This window comes from Rhizobium sp. YTU87027, from assembly GCF_050644135.1.
Classification (GTDB): domain Bacteria; phylum Pseudomonadota; class Alphaproteobacteria; order Rhizobiales; family Rhizobiaceae; genus Rhizobium.
Map to the genome: position 1 here is coordinate 55,166 of NZ_CP098441.1, position 17,430 is coordinate 72,595.

Annotated in this window: 17 protein-coding genes; 13 read left to right on the forward strand and 4 right to left on the reverse strand. The window is 61.0% G+C overall.

Translation table 11 applies throughout. From position 1 onward, the window contains the following. The first annotated feature begins 134 nt into the window (after window positions 1-134). The 4 genes from NBG89_RS19035 (at window position 135) to NBG89_RS19050 (ending at window position 4,259) form a co-directional block, all read left to right on the forward strand. A complete protein-coding gene (locus NBG89_RS19035; RefSeq protein ID WP_431323703.1) occupies window positions 135-1,055 on the forward strand; it encodes a LysR family transcriptional regulator in 921 nt (306 codons plus the stop codon). Between the two features lie 95 nt (window positions 1,056-1,150). Beyond that, window positions 1,151-2,338 carry an acyl-CoA dehydrogenase gene (locus tag NBG89_RS19040; RefSeq protein WP_431323704.1) on the forward strand — a complete coding sequence of 396 codons (1,188 nt, stop codon included), beginning with the start codon at window positions 1,151-1,153 and terminating at the stop codon, window positions 2,336-2,338. Window positions 2,339-2,433: 95 nt separating this feature from the next. Next, window positions 2,434-2,892, forward strand: a complete 459-nt coding sequence (locus tag NBG89_RS19045; protein ID WP_431323705.1) for a DUF4126 domain-containing protein — start codon at window positions 2,434-2,436, stop codon at window positions 2,890-2,892. Beyond that, the gene (locus NBG89_RS19050) at window positions 2,892-4,259 is read left to right on the forward strand and encodes an FAD-containing oxidoreductase (RefSeq protein WP_431323706.1); all 1,368 of its coding nucleotides are present in this window, start codon (window positions 2,892-2,894) and stop codon (window positions 4,257-4,259) included. The genes NBG89_RS19045 and NBG89_RS19050 overlap by 1 nt, the downstream gene beginning before the upstream one ends. Window positions 4,260-4,409: 150 nt before the next feature. Here the strand turns inward: NBG89_RS19050 and ampC are convergent, their stop codons facing one another. After that, window positions 4,410-5,594, reverse strand: coding sequence for a class C beta-lactamase (gene ampC, locus NBG89_RS19055; protein WP_431323707.1), 1,185 nt, complete (start codon window positions 5,592-5,594; stop codon window positions 4,410-4,412). A gap of 215 nt (window positions 5,595-5,809) precedes the next feature. Here ampC and NBG89_RS19060 point away from each other — a divergent pair, with 215 nt between their 5' ends. From NBG89_RS19060 to NBG89_RS19070, 3 genes are all read left to right on the forward strand, one after another. After that, complete coding sequence (locus NBG89_RS19060; protein ID WP_431323708.1) at window positions 5,810-6,691, forward strand: LysR family transcriptional regulator; 882 nt, start codon at window positions 5,810-5,812, stop codon at window positions 6,689-6,691. A gap of 90 nt (window positions 6,692-6,781) precedes the next feature. After that, window positions 6,782-7,618: a nickel-binding protein gene (locus NBG89_RS19065; RefSeq protein WP_431323709.1), complete on the forward strand. Its 837-nt coding sequence runs from the start codon at window positions 6,782-6,784 to the stop codon at window positions 7,616-7,618. Window positions 7,619-7,670: 52 nt separating this feature from the next. After that, a complete protein-coding gene (locus NBG89_RS19070) occupies window positions 7,671-8,174 on the forward strand; it encodes a GNAT family N-acetyltransferase (protein ID WP_431323710.1) in 504 nt (167 codons plus the stop codon). Between the two features lie 39 nt (window positions 8,175-8,213). Here NBG89_RS19070 and NBG89_RS19075 read toward each other — a convergent pair whose 3' ends face one another. Beyond that, window positions 8,214-9,257, reverse strand: a complete 1,044-nt coding sequence (locus tag NBG89_RS19075) for an NAD(P)-dependent alcohol dehydrogenase (RefSeq protein WP_431323711.1) — start codon at window positions 9,255-9,257, stop codon at window positions 8,214-8,216. 395 nt (window positions 9,258-9,652) lie between these two features. Here NBG89_RS19075 and NBG89_RS19080 point away from each other — a divergent pair, with 395 nt between their 5' ends. After that, the gene (locus tag NBG89_RS19080; RefSeq protein ID WP_431323712.1) at window positions 9,653-10,108 is read left to right on the forward strand and encodes a PTS sugar transporter subunit IIA; all 456 of its coding nucleotides are present in this window, start codon (window positions 9,653-9,655) and stop codon (window positions 10,106-10,108) included. A gap of 24 nt (window positions 10,109-10,132) precedes the next feature. Here the strand turns inward: NBG89_RS19080 and NBG89_RS19085 are convergent, their stop codons facing one another. Then, a complete protein-coding gene (locus NBG89_RS19085; RefSeq protein WP_431323713.1) occupies window positions 10,133-11,149 on the reverse strand; it encodes a porin in 1,017 nt (338 codons plus the stop codon). Between the two features lie 300 nt (window positions 11,150-11,449). Between NBG89_RS19085 and NBG89_RS19090 the strand changes: the two genes are divergently transcribed. From NBG89_RS19090 to NBG89_RS19110, 5 genes are all read left to right on the forward strand, one after another. Next, complete coding sequence (locus NBG89_RS19090; RefSeq protein WP_431323714.1) at window positions 11,450-12,475, forward strand: sulfate ABC transporter substrate-binding protein; 1,026 nt, start codon at window positions 11,450-11,452, stop codon at window positions 12,473-12,475. A gap of 8 nt (window positions 12,476-12,483) precedes the next feature. Next, window positions 12,484-13,341 (forward strand): sulfate ABC transporter permease subunit CysT, encoded by an 858-nt coding sequence (cysT, locus tag NBG89_RS19095; protein WP_431323715.1) that lies wholly within the window; start codon window positions 12,484-12,486, stop codon window positions 13,339-13,341. Further along, window positions 13,331-14,203: a sulfate ABC transporter permease subunit CysW gene (gene cysW, locus NBG89_RS19100; protein WP_431323716.1), complete on the forward strand. Its 873-nt coding sequence runs from the start codon at window positions 13,331-13,333 to the stop codon at window positions 14,201-14,203. The genes cysT and cysW overlap by 11 nt, the downstream gene beginning before the upstream one ends. Before the next feature lie 10 nt (window positions 14,204-14,213). Then, a complete protein-coding gene (locus NBG89_RS19105) occupies window positions 14,214-15,251 on the forward strand; it encodes a sulfate/molybdate ABC transporter ATP-binding protein (protein ID WP_431323717.1) in 1,038 nt (345 codons plus the stop codon). Between the two features lie 282 nt (window positions 15,252-15,533). Continuing rightward, a complete protein-coding gene (locus NBG89_RS19110; protein ID WP_431323718.1) occupies window positions 15,534-16,361 on the forward strand; it encodes a cell wall hydrolase in 828 nt (275 codons plus the stop codon). A gap of 11 nt (window positions 16,362-16,372) precedes the next feature. Here NBG89_RS19110 and NBG89_RS19115 read toward each other — a convergent pair whose 3' ends face one another. Then, window positions 16,373-17,428: an ABC transporter ATP-binding protein gene (locus NBG89_RS19115; protein WP_431323719.1), complete on the reverse strand. Its 1,056-nt coding sequence runs from the start codon at window positions 17,426-17,428 to the stop codon at window positions 16,373-16,375. Window positions 17,429-17,430: the final 2 nt, after the last annotated feature.

Here is a 17,430-nt window from a genome sequence, read left to right on the forward strand (position 1 = left end):
CTCAATGAATGCAGATCGTTAGGGTGCTTTCCTTGGAAGCTAGGGCGGACGGCGGCGAGGGGCAGGCAGTGCCGCATTAGACGAAAGTCCAATATCGAGTGGCCGGGCGATGGCAGGGCTGGCAGGGGGCTCGAATGAACAATCCGCCGCAATTTACCTGGGATGACCTGCAGTTCTTTCTGGCGGTTGCTCGCACCGGACAGCTGTCGACTGCCGCGCGGCAATTGCGCACCAGCCATGCGACCGTCTCGCGCCGCATCGACCGGCTGGAGTTTGCCCTGAAGGTCAAGCTCTTCGAGCGCAACCCACGCGGCTACGTCATGACGGCGATGGGCGCGCGCTTCGTCGAGACCGCCGAAAAGATGGAGCAGGAAACGGAGCGGCTGCGAGCTGATCTTGCCGACGGCGCAACGATACAGCGCGGGGTCGTGCGCCTCAGCGCACCGGAGGGCTTCTCCAACTTCTTTTTTGCGCGTGTTTTGCCGCGGTTCGTTGCAAGCCATCCCAACCTGTCGCTCGAGCTCGTGACCATCCAGCAGATCATGTCGCTGTCGCGCAAGGAGGCGGATATCACCGTCGTCCTCGATGAGCCGAAGGGTGGACCTTATTTTTCCGACAAGCTCACCGACTATCATCTCCAGGTCTACGGCTCAAAGGAGTACCTGCAACGAAGCGCGCCGATCACCTGCCGCGACGACCTCCTGGAGCACCCCTTCATCAGCTATATCGAGGAGATGATCTTTGCGCCCGGCCTCGACTATCTCGGCGACGTCCATCCGCGCATCAAACCGCAGTTTCAAAGCTCGAGCATCTTTGCGCAGCTGACGGCAACGCGAAACGGCCTCGGGCTCTGTGTTCTTCCCTACTTCTTCGCCAGCCGTTACCCCGAACTCGAGCGTGTTCTTCCCGACGAGGTCGATCTCAGGCGGCACTACTGGATCACCTGCCATCGCGACCTTCGCCAGTCGCCACGAGTACGGGCGGTTATCGATTTCCTGCACGAGGCGGTCGTTGGCGAGGATGTCCGCTTCATTCCGCCCTGGGTGAAACGGTAGATCGACGTCGAAATCTCCTGGCGAGTTGACCCTTCTGACCTGCGGGTCTATGCCCGAAGGATGTTCGCACCGGCAGGGAATGAGGAGGAAGGACCATGCAGCATACCCGCGAGATCTTCGACTGGGCCGATCCGTTCAGGCTCGTGGAGCAGCTGACGGATGAGGAGCGCATGGTGCAGGAGACGGCGCACGCTTACGCGCAAGACAAGCTGGCGCCGCGCGTGCTCGACGCCTTCCGTCATGAGAAGACCGATCCAAAGATCTTCCGCGAAATGGGCGAGCTTGGGCTGCTTGGACCGACGATCGCTCCGGAATATGGCGGCGCCGGCCTCGGTTACGTTGCCTATGGCCTGATCGCCCGCGAGGTGGAACGCGTCGACAGCGGCTACCGCTCGATGATGAGCGTGCAGTCCTCCCTCGTCATGGTGCCGATCGATGCCTTCGGTTCAGAGGCACAGAAGCAGAAATACCTGCCGAAGCTTAGCTCGGGCGAGTGGATCGGCTGCTTCGGCCTCACCGAACCAAACCACGGCTCGGATCCGGGCTCGATGGTGACGCGGGCGCGAAAGGTCGATGGCGGCTACAGCCTGACCGGCGCCAAGACCTGGATTTCCAATGCCCCGATCGCTGATGTCTTCGTCGTGTGGGCCAAGACAGAAGACGGCGTTATCCGCGGCTTCGTCCTGGAGAAAGGCTGGAAGGGTCTGTCTGCGCCGGCGATCCATGGCAAGGTCGGTCTGCGCGCCTCGATCACCGGCGAGGTGGTGATGGACGAGGTCTTCGTGCCGGAAGAGAATTTGCTGCCCAATGTCTCCGGCCTCAAGGGTCCTTTCACCTGCCTGAACTCGGCCCGCTTCGGTATTGCCTGGGGGGCGCTCGGTGCTGCCGAGGACTGCTATGCCAAGGCACGCCAATATGTTCTCGATCGCAAGCAGTTCGGCCGGCCGCTCGCCGCCAACCAGCTGATCCAGAAGAAGCTTGCCGACATGATAACGGAGATTTCGCTCGGCCTGCAGGGCTGCATCAGGCTTGGCCGCATGAAGGAGAACGGGCATCCGCCGGTCGAGTTGACCTCGATCGTCAAGCGCAATTCGTGCGGCAAGGCGCTCGATATTGCGAGACTTGCGCGCGACATGCTCGGGGGCAACGGCATTTCCGACGAGTTCGGCATTGCCCGCCATCTCGTCAACCTCGAAGTGGTCAACACCTATGAGGGGACGCATGACGTCCACGCCCTTATCCTCGGCCGCGCCGTCACCGGAATTTCCGCCTTCGCCAATTGAGGCCGCACCGACTATCGCGCAAGTTGAAACCTGCGCGACAATGTGCCAGCCTCCCGTAACCGCGATCAGATTGTGCGCGGCATGGGGGATTGCACATGTTTTTGTTTCTTGCCTTTCTGATTGGAGTTATCGCAGGTCTCAGAGCCATGACGGCGCCAGCCGCCGTTGCCTGGGGAGCTGCTCTCGGCTGGTTTGACGTTTCCCAGACATCGCTTGCCTTCATGGGATATCGCTGGACGCCGTGGGTGTTCAGCCTGCTTGCCGTCGTCGAATTGATTACCGACCAACTACCCTCGACGCCGTCCCGCAAGGTTCCCATGCAATTTGCCGCGCGGCTGATCATGGGCGCGCTGACCGGTGCCACGATCGGCGCCTCCGGCGGGTCGCTTGTCGGGGGGCTCATTGCCGGTGTCGTCGGTGCCGCGGTTGGCACATTCGGCGGAGCGGCGGCTCGTGGTAAGCTCGCGGCCGCCTTCGGCAAGGATACACCGGCTGCGCTGATCGAGGATGCGGTTGCGATCATCGGCGCGCTCATCATCGTGGGAGCAGTGTGATGCCTAGTTTCGACGCCATCGTCATCGGGGCCGGCCAATCCGGTCCCTTCCTCGCCGCCCGTATGGTCGCAAACGGCATGAAAGTGGCGTTGATCGAGCGCAAGTTCCTTGGCGGCACCTGTGTCAACGCCGGCTGCATGCCGACGAAGACGCTGGTGGCAAGCGCCCGCGCAGCCCATATGGCCCGACGCGGCGCAGACTTTGGCGTGATGATTCCGGGTGCCGTCGGCATTGACATGACGGTGGTGCGCAAGCGTGCCGAAACAGTGACGATGAACGCCCGCAACGGCCTCATCAACTGGTTTTCCGGCATGGACGGCATGACCGTCATTTATGGCCACGCGCGCTTCGAAGACCCTCATGCCGTAACCGTCAACGGCGAGACCCTGACGGCCCCGAAGATCTTCCTGAATGTCGGCGCGCGGCCGACCATTCCCGACATGCCCGGTATCGGCGATATCGAGTATCTGACGAGCACCTCGATCATCCATCTCGACCGGCTGCCCAGGCACTTGGCGATCATCGGCGGCAGCTATATCGGGCTTGAGTTCGCGCAAATGTATCGCCGCTTCGGGGCCGACGTGACGGTGATCGAGCGCGGCCCGAAGCTTGCTTCGCGGGAGGATGCGGATATCTCGGATGCGATCGCCGATATCCTGCGCTCGGAAGGCATTGCCGTGCACACGGATGCCGACGGGATCGGATTTTCAAAGACGTCCGGCGGCATCGAGGTCAGCATCGGCAATGGTCAGCCGGCCATCGAGGCAAGCCACGTGCTTGTTGCCACCGGACGCACGCCGAATACCGACGACCTTGGCCTCGACAAGGCTGGCGTCGTCACCGACCGGCGCGGCTATATCACTGTTGACGATAGGCTTGCCACCAACGTCGAGGGCATCTTTGCGCTCGGCGATTGCAATGGCCGGGGAGCGTTCACCCATACCTCCTACAACGATTTCGAGATCGCTGCCGCCAACCTGCTTGACGGCGAAGACCGCAAGCTCGGTGACCGCATCCTCGCCTATGCGCTTTACATTGACCCACCGCTCGGCCGCGTCGGCATGAGCGAGAAGGAAGCGCGCGCCACCGGCCGCAAGATCATGATCTCGACCCGGCCGATGAGCCGGGTCGGTCGCGCCAATGAGCGTGCCGAGACCAAGGGTTTCATGAAGGTGATCGCCGACGCCGAGACGCAGCAGATCCTGGGCGCCGCCATCCTTGGGATCGAGGGCGACGAGGCGATCCACGGCTTCATCGACGCGATGAATGCCAAAGCCCCCTACCCGGTGTTGAAATGGGCCGTGCCTATCCATCCGACGGTGTCCGAGCTGATCCCGACGCTGCTCGGGGATTTGAAGGCGGTTTAGCCGGCGTTGGATCTTCAGTCCCGATGCGTCTTCGACGCCTTGCGGCGTATCCGCGACGGGACAAGCTCATTATCCGCCTCATCAGCGCCGCTGGCCGAAAGCTGGTCGCCTTTGCAGAGACGTTCAGGCTTATCGCCTATCCGCAGGAATTCAGTCGGCGCTTACGGCCGGTAGATCGTCGTCGAGCGCCGCCAATATTCTATAGGCTGCCTTTACACGCTCGCTGTTCGGATAGTTCTTGTTCGCGAAGAGTGCGATCCCGATGCTCTTGGACGGCACGAAGGCGACATAGGCGCCGAAGCCGTTGGTCGACCCAGTCTTGTTGAGAAGCACGTCCTTGACCGGCGGCCGCGGCGGCGACAGTTTCTCGATCTCGTTGGCCTTGAGGGTCATCTCGGCAGAGTTGCCCGCCAAGAGCTGATCGAGAGTCGTCGGGTAGGTGTACATTTCCCAACCGAGGCCTTGGATCATGCCGCCAACCTTGTAGTAGCCGGTATGAGTTGTGGCGATCGCCGATCGCATTGTCTTGTCGAGATTGGAACCATCCATATTGGCTTCGATGAAGCCGAGCATGTCGCTCGCCGACATCTTCACGCCGTAGGCTTCGGAATCCAGGACGCCCGGCGAAACGCGCACGGCCTTGCCGCTCTTTGAATAACCATAGGCATAGCTGTCGGCGTCGCCCTTCGGAACCATGATGAAGGTATGGCTGAGACCGAGTGCCGGGAATAGCTTCTGCTGCATCAGATCATCGAAGGGCCAACCCATGGCCTTTGCTGCTGCGTAGCCGAACAGGCCGATGCTCGGATTGGAATAGATGCGATGGGTTCCCGGGGCATAAACCGGCTTCCAGTTCTTGTAGTAGCCGACCATCGTCTTGTGATCGGTGACCTCGTCCGGGAACTGCAGCGGCAGGCCACCTGCCGTGTAGGTTCCAAGGTCGAGCATGGTGATGTCGGCAAGGCGGCTGTCGGCTAATTCGCGGAGATACTTGTCCGGGCTGTCGGTGAGCGAAAGGTCGCCGCTCGCCTGAGCGTAGCCAACAAGCGTTGCGGTGAAGGTCTTGCTGACCGAACCGATTTCAAACAGCGTCGCGTCGGTAACCTGCAGCCCGCTCGCCTTGGATGCGAGGCCGTAATTGTAGACGTATCGCTTTCCCCCCGCCGTGATGGCAATTGCCATGCCGGGAATATCGTTCTTCGCCATCAGAGGGACGGCTACGGCGTCGACGACGCGGGCAAGCCCGGTTTGACGTTCGCCCGCTTGCGCGCTGGCGCAGACAAAGATTGAAGCGGCAGTGAGGGTACCAAATATGGATTGCGGAATATTTCTCATAACAAATACGGTGCCTCGGGATTTCGTGGAAACGCCGCGATCTCTTCGCGGCGGCAGGACGTCCAATGCAAGATCCCCTGAGATATGGGGCAATCGGGAATTCCCGGCGGTTTTGCCAAAGCGGATTGGGTCAGGCGGGATTGGTATACGGGGCCTGTACGGCCGCCTCAAACGACGATATCTAGCGTGAGGCATTAGAAAAATTTGGGTATCAGGTGGTTCGTCCGCATCTACCGTTGAATGCGCTGCGTGCTTTTGAAGCGTCCGCGCGACACCTCAGCTTCACCAAGGCTGCGATCGAGCTGTGTGTGACGCAGGCCGCCGTCAGCCATCAGGTCAAGAGCCTGGAAACGAGGCTGAACGTGACACTGTTCGAGCGGCTGCCGCGCGGGCTGATGCTGACCAGCGAAGGCGAGACGCTGCTGCCGGCGCTGCGTGACGCCTTCGATCGCATCGCCGGAACGCTCGAGCAGTTCGAGGGCGGACACTATCGCGAGGTGCTTCGCGTCGGCGCTGTCGGCACCTTTGCCGTCGGCTGGCTGCTGCCGAGGCTGCGAGCATTTCAGGCTCAGCACCCTTTCATTGATTTGCGTCTTTCGACCAACAATAACCGTGTCGATATTGCCGCCGAGGGCCTGGATTATGCGGTCCGCTTCGGTTCGGGCTGCTGGCATGGCATCGAGGCGCTGCATCTGCTGGAGGCGCCGCTGTCGGCGCTTTGCGTTCCCGAGATCGCGACGCAACTGAACTCGCCAGCCGATCTTCTGAAGCAGACCCTGTTGCGCTCATATCGAGCGGATGAGTGGTCGCAGTGGTTTGCTGCCGCCGGGCTGGAGGCGAACCTGCCGCCCTTGAAGAACATTGTCTTCGATTCGTCGCTTGCCATGATGGAGGCCGCATTGCAGGGCGCCGGCGTTGCCCTGGCGCCGCCGCTGATGTTTTCCCGCCATCTGCTTGCCGAGGCAATCCGCCAGCCCTTCGAGACCACGGTCACCATGGGTAGCTACTGGCTGACCCGCCTGCAGTCTCGCCCGGAGGCGCCGGCGATGTCCGCCTTCCGTCTGTGGTTGTGCGCGACAGCGGTCGCGTCCGCCTGACGTGCCTGACATTCCCTGCTGTGGACCGAGCAGCGGCAACGGCGTAAGATGCCGCCAATGCTGAGGGGGCTCTCCGAAGGACGCACGCACGTGGCTATCTTCATGGACCGGCATGATCTTGCGGGGACATCCGCTGAAGACATTGCCGAGGCGCATCGCAGGGATCTGGCCGTCGAGGATCGGTATGGGGTGAAGTTCCTCACCTACTGGTATGACCAGCGGCGCGGAACCGCGTTCTGTCTGATCGATGCGCCGGACGCCGAAACCGCCCAATGCGTGCATCGCGAGGCACATGGTTTTGTCGCGGGTGAAGTGGTCGAGGTGGCGCTGTCTGCGGTCGAGGCCTTCCTCGGGCGCATTCACGAGCCCGAACAGAAGGCCGGAGAGACGGGCGTCGAAAGGGATGCCGGGCATCGGGCGATCCTGTTTACCGATATCGTCGGCTCGACGGAGATGACATCGCGGCTCGGTGATCGGATGGCCGCCGAGCTCGTGCGGGCGCATGATGCGATCGTGCGCCGCTGCCTGGCACAATGCGAAGGCCGAGAGGTCAAGCACACCGGTGATGGCATCATGGCTTCGTTCGTCTCCACGCATGCGGCCGTCGGCTGCGCGATGAGTATCCAGCGCGAATTCAGGACCTATAACGGCGGCACGCCGGAACCGATCCATGTTCGCATCGGGCTTGATTGTGGCGAGCCGATCGAGGACAGCCACGATCTCTTCGGCTCGACCGTGCAACTGGCCGCTCGGCTCTGTGCGACCGCCGGGGTTGATCAGATCCTTGTGTCGGAGAATATCTTTAGAGAGCACGGAGCGGCCGATCTCTTCGCCAATGCGACGCGCCGGCGCCTCAAGGGGTTTACGAAACCGGTACTGGCATTCGAGTGCGATTGGGCTGATACCGAAGTGGCTCGGCCCACATAGACAGATTTCAGCATCGATGCCAGCTCGGGATGATCTCAAGGACGGGTGCACGATGATCTCGATATCGCCTGCAAGAACACCGAAAGACTTTGAGACCTGCGCGAGCCTCTGCCGGGCGCTTGGCGAATGGGATGTGATGCATGGCAAAGCCTATGGAATTTCGGCGGACTTGATCCTCGGGCTCTATCACGGGGACACCGGCGACAGCCTTGCCCGCAAGTTCAGTTCGCCCGGTGCCCGGATGTTCATTGCGAGCTGGAGCGGAGTGCCGGCCGGCTGCGTTGGCTTTTCCGCCTTCGACGGGCAGGCCAGCGAGATTCACAAATTCTACGTGGACACGGCATTTCGCGGGAAGCGTATTGGACACGCATTGCTGGAAGCTGCTTTGGAGGCAATCGGCCAAGGCACCCGCCGCAAGGCACTGGTGCATACAACGGTCTATATGAAGCAGGCCGTTGCGCTCTATGAGGCGTTTGCCTTCAGACGCTGCGCGCCGTTCCGCGAGATCCCCGACGAGGTCAGGCACACGGAAATCTTCTTCTCCCGCAGCATCTGATGGTGTTTGGCTGTTTCCCGAAACGCCACCGACCGTGCGCTACCCCATCACGATCTGCAGCTTCACATCGCTCGGACGCGCCTCGACGGCGCGATCGAAGGCCGTGATGGCGTCCTCGAAGCTGAATGTCTCTGAAATCAGCGGCTTCAGATCGACACGGCCGGAGCCGAGCAGCGCAATCGAGCGCTCGTACTGGTGCGCGTAGCGGAATACGGTCTCAATGCGGATTTCCTTTGTCGAGGCCGTCGAAACATCGAAGCCGATTGGATTGACCGGCAGGCCGACAGCGACGATGACGCCGCCCGGTCTTGGCAATTCCATGATGCTTTCCCAGGCCTTCGGCGAGCCGGAGCATTCGAAGATCACGTCAGCGCCCCAGCCGTCCGTCAGGCGGGCGACTTCCTCGACGAGGTTCTTCTCGCGGATGTTGACCGGGATGACGCCCTGATACTGGGCCGCGATATCGAGTTTCGGCTGGGCAAGGTCGGCGACCACGGCCCGGGCGCAGCCACCGGCGAGAGCGGCAACCGCCACCATCGTGCCGATCGGGCCGGCGCCAAGCACGACCGCGGTATCGCCGGGGACGATCTTTGCCTTCGCTGCGGCCTGCATGCCGACGGCGAAAGGTTCGACCATGGCGCCTTCGGCGAAGCTGACATTATCAGGGAGCTTGTAGGTATAGTTGGCGGGATGGACGACTTCAGGCGTCAGCACACCGTGGATCGGCGGCGTTGCCCAGAAGGTGACAGCGGGATCGACATTGTACATACCAAGCCGGCTTGCCTTGGAATTGGGGTCGGGAATGCCAGGCTCCATGCAGACGCGGTCGCCGACCTTCAGATGGGTGACGCCGGGGCCGACCTCGACAACAGTGCCGGCGGCTTCATGGCCGAGCACCATCGGCTCGTTGACCACGAAGGGGCCGATCTTGCCATGGGTGTAATAATGGACATCGGAACCACAGACGCCGACCGTGTGGATCCTGATCTTCACCTGTCCCGGGCCTGTGTCCATCGGTAGGTCGATGTCACGGAGCGCAAGTTCATGCTGGCGCTCGAGCACCAGCGCGCGGACTTTGGCCATGTCTGTTTCCTTCCCGTTTGCCTCCCCGCGCCGTCTCAAATCGGCGCGGCTCGGGGAAGGACTATAAGACCCGAAGCCTTCGCAATTCAATTGCATTGCGAGGCTTTTGCTCATGAATTGATGATTTGCTCATTTTGCTTCGAAGCTTGACCGGGTTCGGGACTTCATCTCTGCGACAGTCGGGTGTGATAGACGGGATAGATGCAGTTTGGATGATCTTTATCCGATGCTTATATTTGTGGTCGCCTGTCATGCTCGATCCTTTATCCCGTCCAGGCATATGAACGCGGAGAATACTGCCCGGGGGCATCGGTTTGCAGCAATGGAAGCGGTGCTGTCGGGTTCGAACACGGCTCCTGCCGACGCGTTCTTGCACAAACGACAAGAGAGACTTCATGGACCTTTCGTTGATCATTCGTCCCGAGCACACCTTCATCGGTGTGTCGGTTGCGACGAAATGGAGAGGGCTGCAGACGATTGCGGAAAAGGCGGCTACCGTCTTCGGCATCGAGGAGAGGAAGATATTGCAAGCCTTGGAAAGCCGCGAAAGCCTCGGCTCGACAGGCATCGGCAATGGCGTCGCCGTTCCGCACGCCGTGGTGGAAGGGATGACGCATCCGCGTGGCCTACTGCTCCGCTTTGCGCGGCCGCTCGATTTCGAGGCCGTTGACGACGTGCCAACCGATATTGCCTTCGCGCTGTTGTTTGGCGAGGCCAACCGCGGCGAGTATCTGAACGTGCTGGCGGCAATCGCACGCCAACTGCAGACGCCGGGCGTTCTTGCGGCCATGCGCAAGGCAAGAACGGCAGAAGAGCTCTATTCGGATTTCCTGGCCGACTCACGCCTTTGATGGTCAGCCAGGCGGCTGAGCTGGTTAGAAATCGCGCTGGAACCGGAGGAAGCCCTCGATCTGGTCGTCGCCTTCCTCTTCGTCGTGATACTGCAGGCTGAGGCGTGTCCTGAGGTCAGCAACGACCATGTAGTTGACCGTGATGCCGGCGGTCCACGCATTGCCGCCGGAAAAGCCGTCGCCGTCGGGATTGAGCGCGATGTTCTCGAAATATTGCGCACCGGGGATCAGTGTCAGCTTGTCGGTCACCTTGTATTCGTACTGGGCGCCGACGGTCCACTCCGATTCCTCGTAGTAGTAGTTGGCGCCGCTTGCCCAGACTCCGTAGAGCCCCAATTGCCCCGGCCCGAGATCAGCATAGAGGATCGCGCGGACCGCGCCCTCGTCGGTGTCGGTGTCGTAGCTGCCGAGCAGGTAGCCGGCGAAGGCGCCAGCTTTGAAAGACACTTGTCCGGCAATGCCCAGCGTATTCGGTCCTTCGGCTGGTTTGGTGGCGTAGGCATCCTCCAGCTCGTCCAGCGAGACGCCGGCGGTGATAACATCGCCCTCATATTGATAGCGGATCGAGTTGTGGTTTGTTTCGTTGCTGGAGACGACGTCGGTTTCGCCGCTCGGGTCGTCGTCCCACCAGCTGTACTGCATGCCGATCCTGAACCCGGCGATAGCGATATAGCCCTCGTCCAGGGTCGGGTTGAAGTTGCTGGCGTCCTCCGCTTCGTTGCGGAGAGTGATGACCCCCGTCAGCGTCCCGAACTCGGTTTCGCTCTTCGAGCTGAAGGTCACCTGCGCACGTGTCCAGGAAGACCAGTCGGAGGTACCGGCTTCGTCGCGCCCGAAGCGTTCCTCGATACGCAGATAGCCCCCGATCTTCAGGCAGGTTTCGGTCCCTGGAATATAAAAGTAACCCGTGCCGTAGGCGTCACAGACGCGGACGTATTCGACCGGCTCCGGCTCGGCGGCAACGACGGCATCTGCCGCCTGGGTGGTGGAGATCGCCGCAAGCGTGGCTGCGCAACCAAGGAACGCAGTTTTGAAAGACATCAGGTGACCCGGCGAGTTCAAGGAACGGCGCTATTCACCCAATGCAACGCTAGCGCTTCTGCCGATCATAGGGAAAACCAGATGATTCGGCTCCTGCAAAATTATGAAGGGTAAGTGCTCGCGGACGCAGACTTCCCCTGCTCTCCTCCAAAGTTTCGCTCCGTCTCTGGGAGCAAGCCCATTTCGAAAGGGCGCCTCAATTGGGATGACATTCCAGACCGGGGGCGGGAACAGAAACATTCTTCGTTTCATTATACGACCAACTTGGTAGAGTTTCGGCCACAAACGAAGGAGGTTTCCATGCAGTCTATAAGGATCACACGGCTTCTCGCGGCTGTGGCGCTGGCAGGCAGCGTCGCAATCGGTGCCCTCGCTCCCGCATTCGCGGATCAGACGCTTCTCAATGTATCCTACGATCCGACGAGAGAGCTGTACAAGGATTTCAACGCCGCCTTCGCTGCGAAGTGGCAGAAGGACACCGGTGAGGCGGTGACGATCAAGGCGTCGCATGGTGGGTCCGGCGCACAGGCGCGCTCGGTGATCGACGGGCTTGATGCCGACGTCGTAACCCTTGCTCTCGAGGGCGATATCGACGCAATTGCCACCAAGACCGGCAAGATCCCCGCTGATTGGAAAACCAAGTTCCCGAACAATTCGACGCCCTATACATCGACCATCGTCTTCCTTGTTCGCAAGGGCAATCCGAAGGGCATCAAGGACTGGGCCGATCTGGTCAAGGACGACGTCCAGGTTATTACGCCCAACCCGAAGACCTCGGGTGGCGCCCGCTGGAACTTCCTTGCAGCCTGGGCCTGGGCCAAGCAGGCCAATGGCGGCGATGACGCCAAGGCGCAGGAATACGTGACGAAGCTGCTGCAGCATGTTCCGGTTCTCGATACCGGCGCGCGCGGCGCAACGACGACCTTCGTGCAGCGCGGCCTTGGCGACGTTCTTCTCGCCTGGGAAAACGAAGCCTATCTCTCGCTCGAAGAACTTGGTCCCGACCAGTTCGAGATCGTAACGCCGACCGTCTCGATCCGCGCTGACCCGCCGGTCGCCGTCGTCGACGGCAATGTCGACAAGAAGGGCACCCGCAAACTCGCGGAAGCCTACCTGAACTATCTCTACTCGGACGAGGGCCAGAAGATTGCCGCGAAGCACTTCTACCGGCCGACAAAGCCCGAAGCGGCCGACAAGGCCGACATTGCGCGCTTCCCGAACCTGAAGCTGGCCACGATCGACGATTTCGGCGGCTGGAAGGTAGCGCAGCCGAAATTCTTCGGCGATGGCGGCGTATTTGACCAAATCTACAAGCCGGCACAATAATACGTCGCATGAGAGCACATAGCCCCACGCGGTGGCGGTTCAGACGGCCGAGTGTCATTCCAGGCTTTGGAATGGCGCTCGGCCTTACCTTGACCTGGCTCACCCTTCTGATCCTGATCCCGCTTTCGGGCCTTGCCTGGCGGTCAAGCGAGCTTGGCTGGGCAAAGTTCCTCGCCATTGCCTTCGATCCTCGCACGCTGAGCGCTCTTCGCATCAGCTTTGGCGCCGCTTTTGCCGCCGCCTGCATCAATGCGGCCTTTGGCGTCGTGCTCGCCTGGGTGCTCGTGCGCTATCGCTTCCCAGGCAAGCGCATCATCGATGCCATGGTGGATTTGCCCTTCGCGCTGCCGACTGCCGTTGCCGGTATCGCGCTGGCGACGCTTTATGCACCGAACGGCTGGATCGGGCAGTTTCTGACGCCGCTCGGCATCAAGATCGCCTTCACGCCACTCGGCATCGTCATCGCCCTGGTCTTCGTTGGCCTACCCTTCGTGGTGCGTACGGTGCAGCCGGTGATGGAAGAGATCGACAAGGAAGTCGAGGAGGCCGCAGCAACGCTCGGCGCCACTCGTCTCCAGACCATCTTTCGTGTGCTACTTCCCGGATTGGCGCCACCTGTCCTGACGGGCTTCGCGCTTGCTTTCGCGCGTGGCGTTGGCGAATACGGTTCGGTGATCTTCATCGCCGGTAATCTTCCGTTCAAGTCGGAGATCGCGCCATTGCTGATCGTCATCAAGCTTGAAGAATATAATTATGCGGCCGCGACAGGCATTGCCGCCGTGATGCTGGTGATCTCGTTCATCATGTTGCTGATCATCAACCTCATCCAGAGCTGGAGCAGACGGAGGTATGGCTATGGCGCTTGATACAAGCCTTCAGCCGACAAAGGTACGTTCGGCCGTTACCGAACATCGGTTCGCACGCTGGACGCTGATCCTTGCTTCCCTGATTTTCCTGACGCTGATCCTGCTTTTGCCATTGTCGGCCGTCTTCGTCGAAGCGTTTCGCAAGGGTGCGGGGCCATTCATCGAGGCATTGCAGGACGAGGAAACCTTTTCGGCCATTCGCCTAACCCTTATCGTCGCGGGTGTCAGCGTGCCTCTCAACCTGACCTTCGGCGTGGCAGCGGCTTGGGCGATTGCCAAGTTCGAGTTCAAGGGCAAGGCCTTGTTGACGACGTTGATCGACTTGCCCTTCTCTGTCTCGCCCGTCATTTCAGGTCTGGTCTTCGTCCTGCTGCTTGGCGCCAATACCCACCTTGGTCATTGGCTGAGTGCCTACGATATCAAGATCTTGTTCGCCGTTCCGGGGCTGATTCTTGCCACCATGTTCGTGACCTTTCCCTTCGTGGCGCGCGAGCTGATCCCGCTGATGCAGGAACAGGGAACGGGTGACGAAGAGGCGGCGATTTCGCTGGGGGCCAGTGGCTGGCAAACCTTCTGGCATGTGACTTTGCCGAATATCAAATGGGGTCTGCTCTACGGCGTGCTGCTCTGCAACGCCCGCGCCATGGGCGAGTTCGGCGCCGTTTCGGTGGTGTCCGGCCATATCCGGGGACAGACGAACACCATGCCGTTGCAGGTGGAAATTCTCTACAACGAGTACAATTTCACCGGCGCGTTCGCCGTTGCCACCCTGCTTGTCTTGCTTGCGCTCGTGACCCTTGTTTTGAAGACGCTGCTCGAGATGCGATACAGCGAAGAAATCGCCGCCAGCCGGCGGCACTGAAGGAATTAGAATGGAAGTTCGCGTACAAAACCTGCGCAAGGAGTTCGAGCGCTTTCCGGCGCTGCACGACGTCTCTCTCGACATACGCTCCGGTGAGCTGATTGCGCTGCTCGGGCCGTCCGGATCCGGCAAGACAACGCTGTTGCGCCTTATCGCTGGTCTGGAGAGCCCGACTGAGGGGCTTATCTACTTTGGCGATGAGGATGCGTCGAAGAAGACCGTGCAACAACGCAACATCGGTTTCGTGTTCCAGCACTATGCCCTCTTCCGGCATATGACCGTGCTCGATAATGTCGCCTTTGGCCTCAATGTGCGCGATGGCGCGCGACGCCCGCCCAAGGCGGAAATCCGCAGGCGAGCACTGGAACTTCTCGACCTTGTCCAGCTCTCGGGTCTCGAGAAGCGCTATCCGGCCCAGCTTTCCGGCGGCCAGCGCCAGCGCGTGGCGCTGGCGCGCGCCATGGCGGTCGAGCCGAACGTGCTTCTGCTCGACGAACCCTTCGGTGCGCTCGACGCCCAGGTGCGCAAGGACCTGCGCAAGTGGCTGCGCGAGATCCATGATCGCACGGGTCACACGACCGTTTTCGTCACGCATGACCAGGACGAGGCGATGGAACTTGCCGATCGCGTCGTCGTCATGAGCCAGGGCGCGATCGAGCAGGTCGGAACACCCGACGAAGTGTATGACAACCCGAACTCCCCCTTCGTCTTCGGTTTTGTCGGACAGTCCAACTGTCTCGATGTGCGGGTCAATGGTGGCGAAATCTGGTTCGAGGATCGGCCGCTCGGGCTGCAGGCCGAGGGCGAAGCGGACGGGGACGCGCAGATCTATTTCCGACCGCACGACGTTGAATTGCGGGATGGCTGTGGCGGCTGCATCGCCGGCTTGCTGACGACGAGCCGGCGCGTTGCCGGCACGCGCCATATCGAGGTCGATATCGGCAAGGGGCATCCGCCGATCGAACTGGAGCTGTCGCCGACGCAAGCCGGGGCCCTCGATCGCAGCCGGATCGCCTTTAGACCGACGCGATGGAAATTGTTTCGATAGCGATGCGACGGAGTCGACGGCGTGGTCGGTTTCGGCGCTCCGAATCAGCTTGGCGACCGCCGGCTGATTCGGCCGTTGCGCCTGTTCGGCATCCGTCCCCCTGGCCAGAAATATCATCGATTTCAGTGGCGAGGGGAGCGCGAATCAGCTTGCGTAGGCGAGCAAAAGGCGGCCAAATCAAATTGTGATACTAATTGGGTTTGAAATTTACCCGAAACGCAGGTAAAAAAGCGGCCACTTAATCGAGAAGGGCTTACTACACCAAATAGGGGGCACCTGACATTGAGGGCGCATCTAGCGTTGGGAAAATCTCTCGCCGGGATTTTGTTGGCGGGCGTGGCGGCTGCGGGCTGCACGACCGCGCAGCAACCGGCTCCGAAGGTGGTGAGCCAGGCCACCAAGCCCAAGAATGCGGCGCAAGCGGCGCAGTCAACCAAAGTCACCTTCAATTACACTGCCAAGGATCGCGATTGCCTGAAGCGGGCGATGTACTTCGAATCCGAGCATTCGGATCGTGACGGCTACATGGCGGTCGGGACGGTGGTCATGAACCGTCTGACATCGGGTGCCTATCCCGATTCGATCTGTGGTGTCGTTGCTCAACAGAGGCAGTTTGCGCCTGGCGTCATGACGCGCGAAGTCGAGCCTATGGCGGAGATCGAACTGACAGATGCTGCCGACGCGATCTTACGTGGCGAACGGCATCCGGGCGTCAAGGACGCGATGTTCTTTCATACGGATGGCCTGAGGTTCCCGTACCAAAATATGCACTACGTGACGATTGCAGGCGGCAATGCATTCTACGAGAAGCGCGGCCGGGATGGCGAACTGCAAACGCCTGCACCGTTGCCCTCATATGAAGTTGCAATGAATTATCTGCCTGGCCAGAGCATGATGCCGGCACAGTTTTCGGCGCTTGTTCCAACGACTGTGCCGGTGCCGATCCCCATGCCGGGCTCTGTGGCGACCTTCGGAACGGAACCGGCCGTTCCGGCACCGACGGAAGCAATTGTGCCCGTCAGTACGGAGACGGTGATCCCGGTCGTCATTCCGACGCCGAGGCCAGACTTGAATAACGCCGTGTTGCGCGGCAGCCTCGCCCACGGCTGAGGCTGCCTCTCCTACTTTGCCCTGTTTCCATCCGTGTCGAAGACGTGCAGATGCTGCGCGGGGAACGACACGTTGATCGTCGGACCCGATGTCAGCGCGGCCCGGTCCAGTGTGAAGATCTTGAACGGCAGGCCGTGCAGCGACAGGTGCAGGATGATGCCAAATCCGGTCGGCTCGACCAGTTCGACGTTCGCGTTCAGACCGCCCTGATCGGCAATGACGACATGCTCCGGCCGGATACCGAGCGTTACCTTGGTGCCGTTAGCGAGTGACAACGGCGCGGCCAGCGGCACGACCGTTCCGTCCTTGAGGCGGACACCGCCGTCCGCATAGGTCGCGTCAAGGAAATTCATGCCCGGCGAGCCGATAAAGCCGGCGACGAAGAGGTTGGCAGGCGTGTCGTAAAGCTCGAGGGGGCTGCCGACCTGCTGCACAACGCCGCCATGCATGGCAACGATCCGGTCAGCGAGCGTCATCGCCTCGATCTGGTCGTGGGTGACATAGATCGAGGTTGCCTTGAGATCGCCGTGCAGTTTCTTGATTTCCGCGCGCATCTGTTCGCGTAGCCGCGCGTCGAGATTCGACAGCGGCTCATCGAAGAGGAAGGCCTTCGGCTGGCGCACGATGGCACGGCCCATGGCGACGCGCTGGCGCTGGCCGCCTGAAAGCGCCTTTGGGCGGCGTTCGAGCAGCGGGTCGAGACCGAGCTTGGAGGCGGCGGCACCGACGGCGCTGGCGATCTTTTCCTTGGCCGTTTTCCTGAGCTTCAGGCTGTAGCTCATGTTGCCGGCGACATTCATGTGCGGATAGAGCGCGTAGGACTGGAACACCATGGCGATGTCGCGGTCCTTCGGATGCAACTCGTTGACGCGATTGCCGGCGATGCGGATCTCGCCGCCGGTGACATCCTCGAGACCCGCGATCATGCGCAGCAGGGTCGACTTGCCGCAACCGGACGGGCCGACGAGTACGACGAACTCGCCATCCTTGATCCTGAGGTCGACGTCGTGCAGCACCTTGACGGGGCCATAGGCCTTCTTGACGTTCTGGATATCGATCGATGCCATTT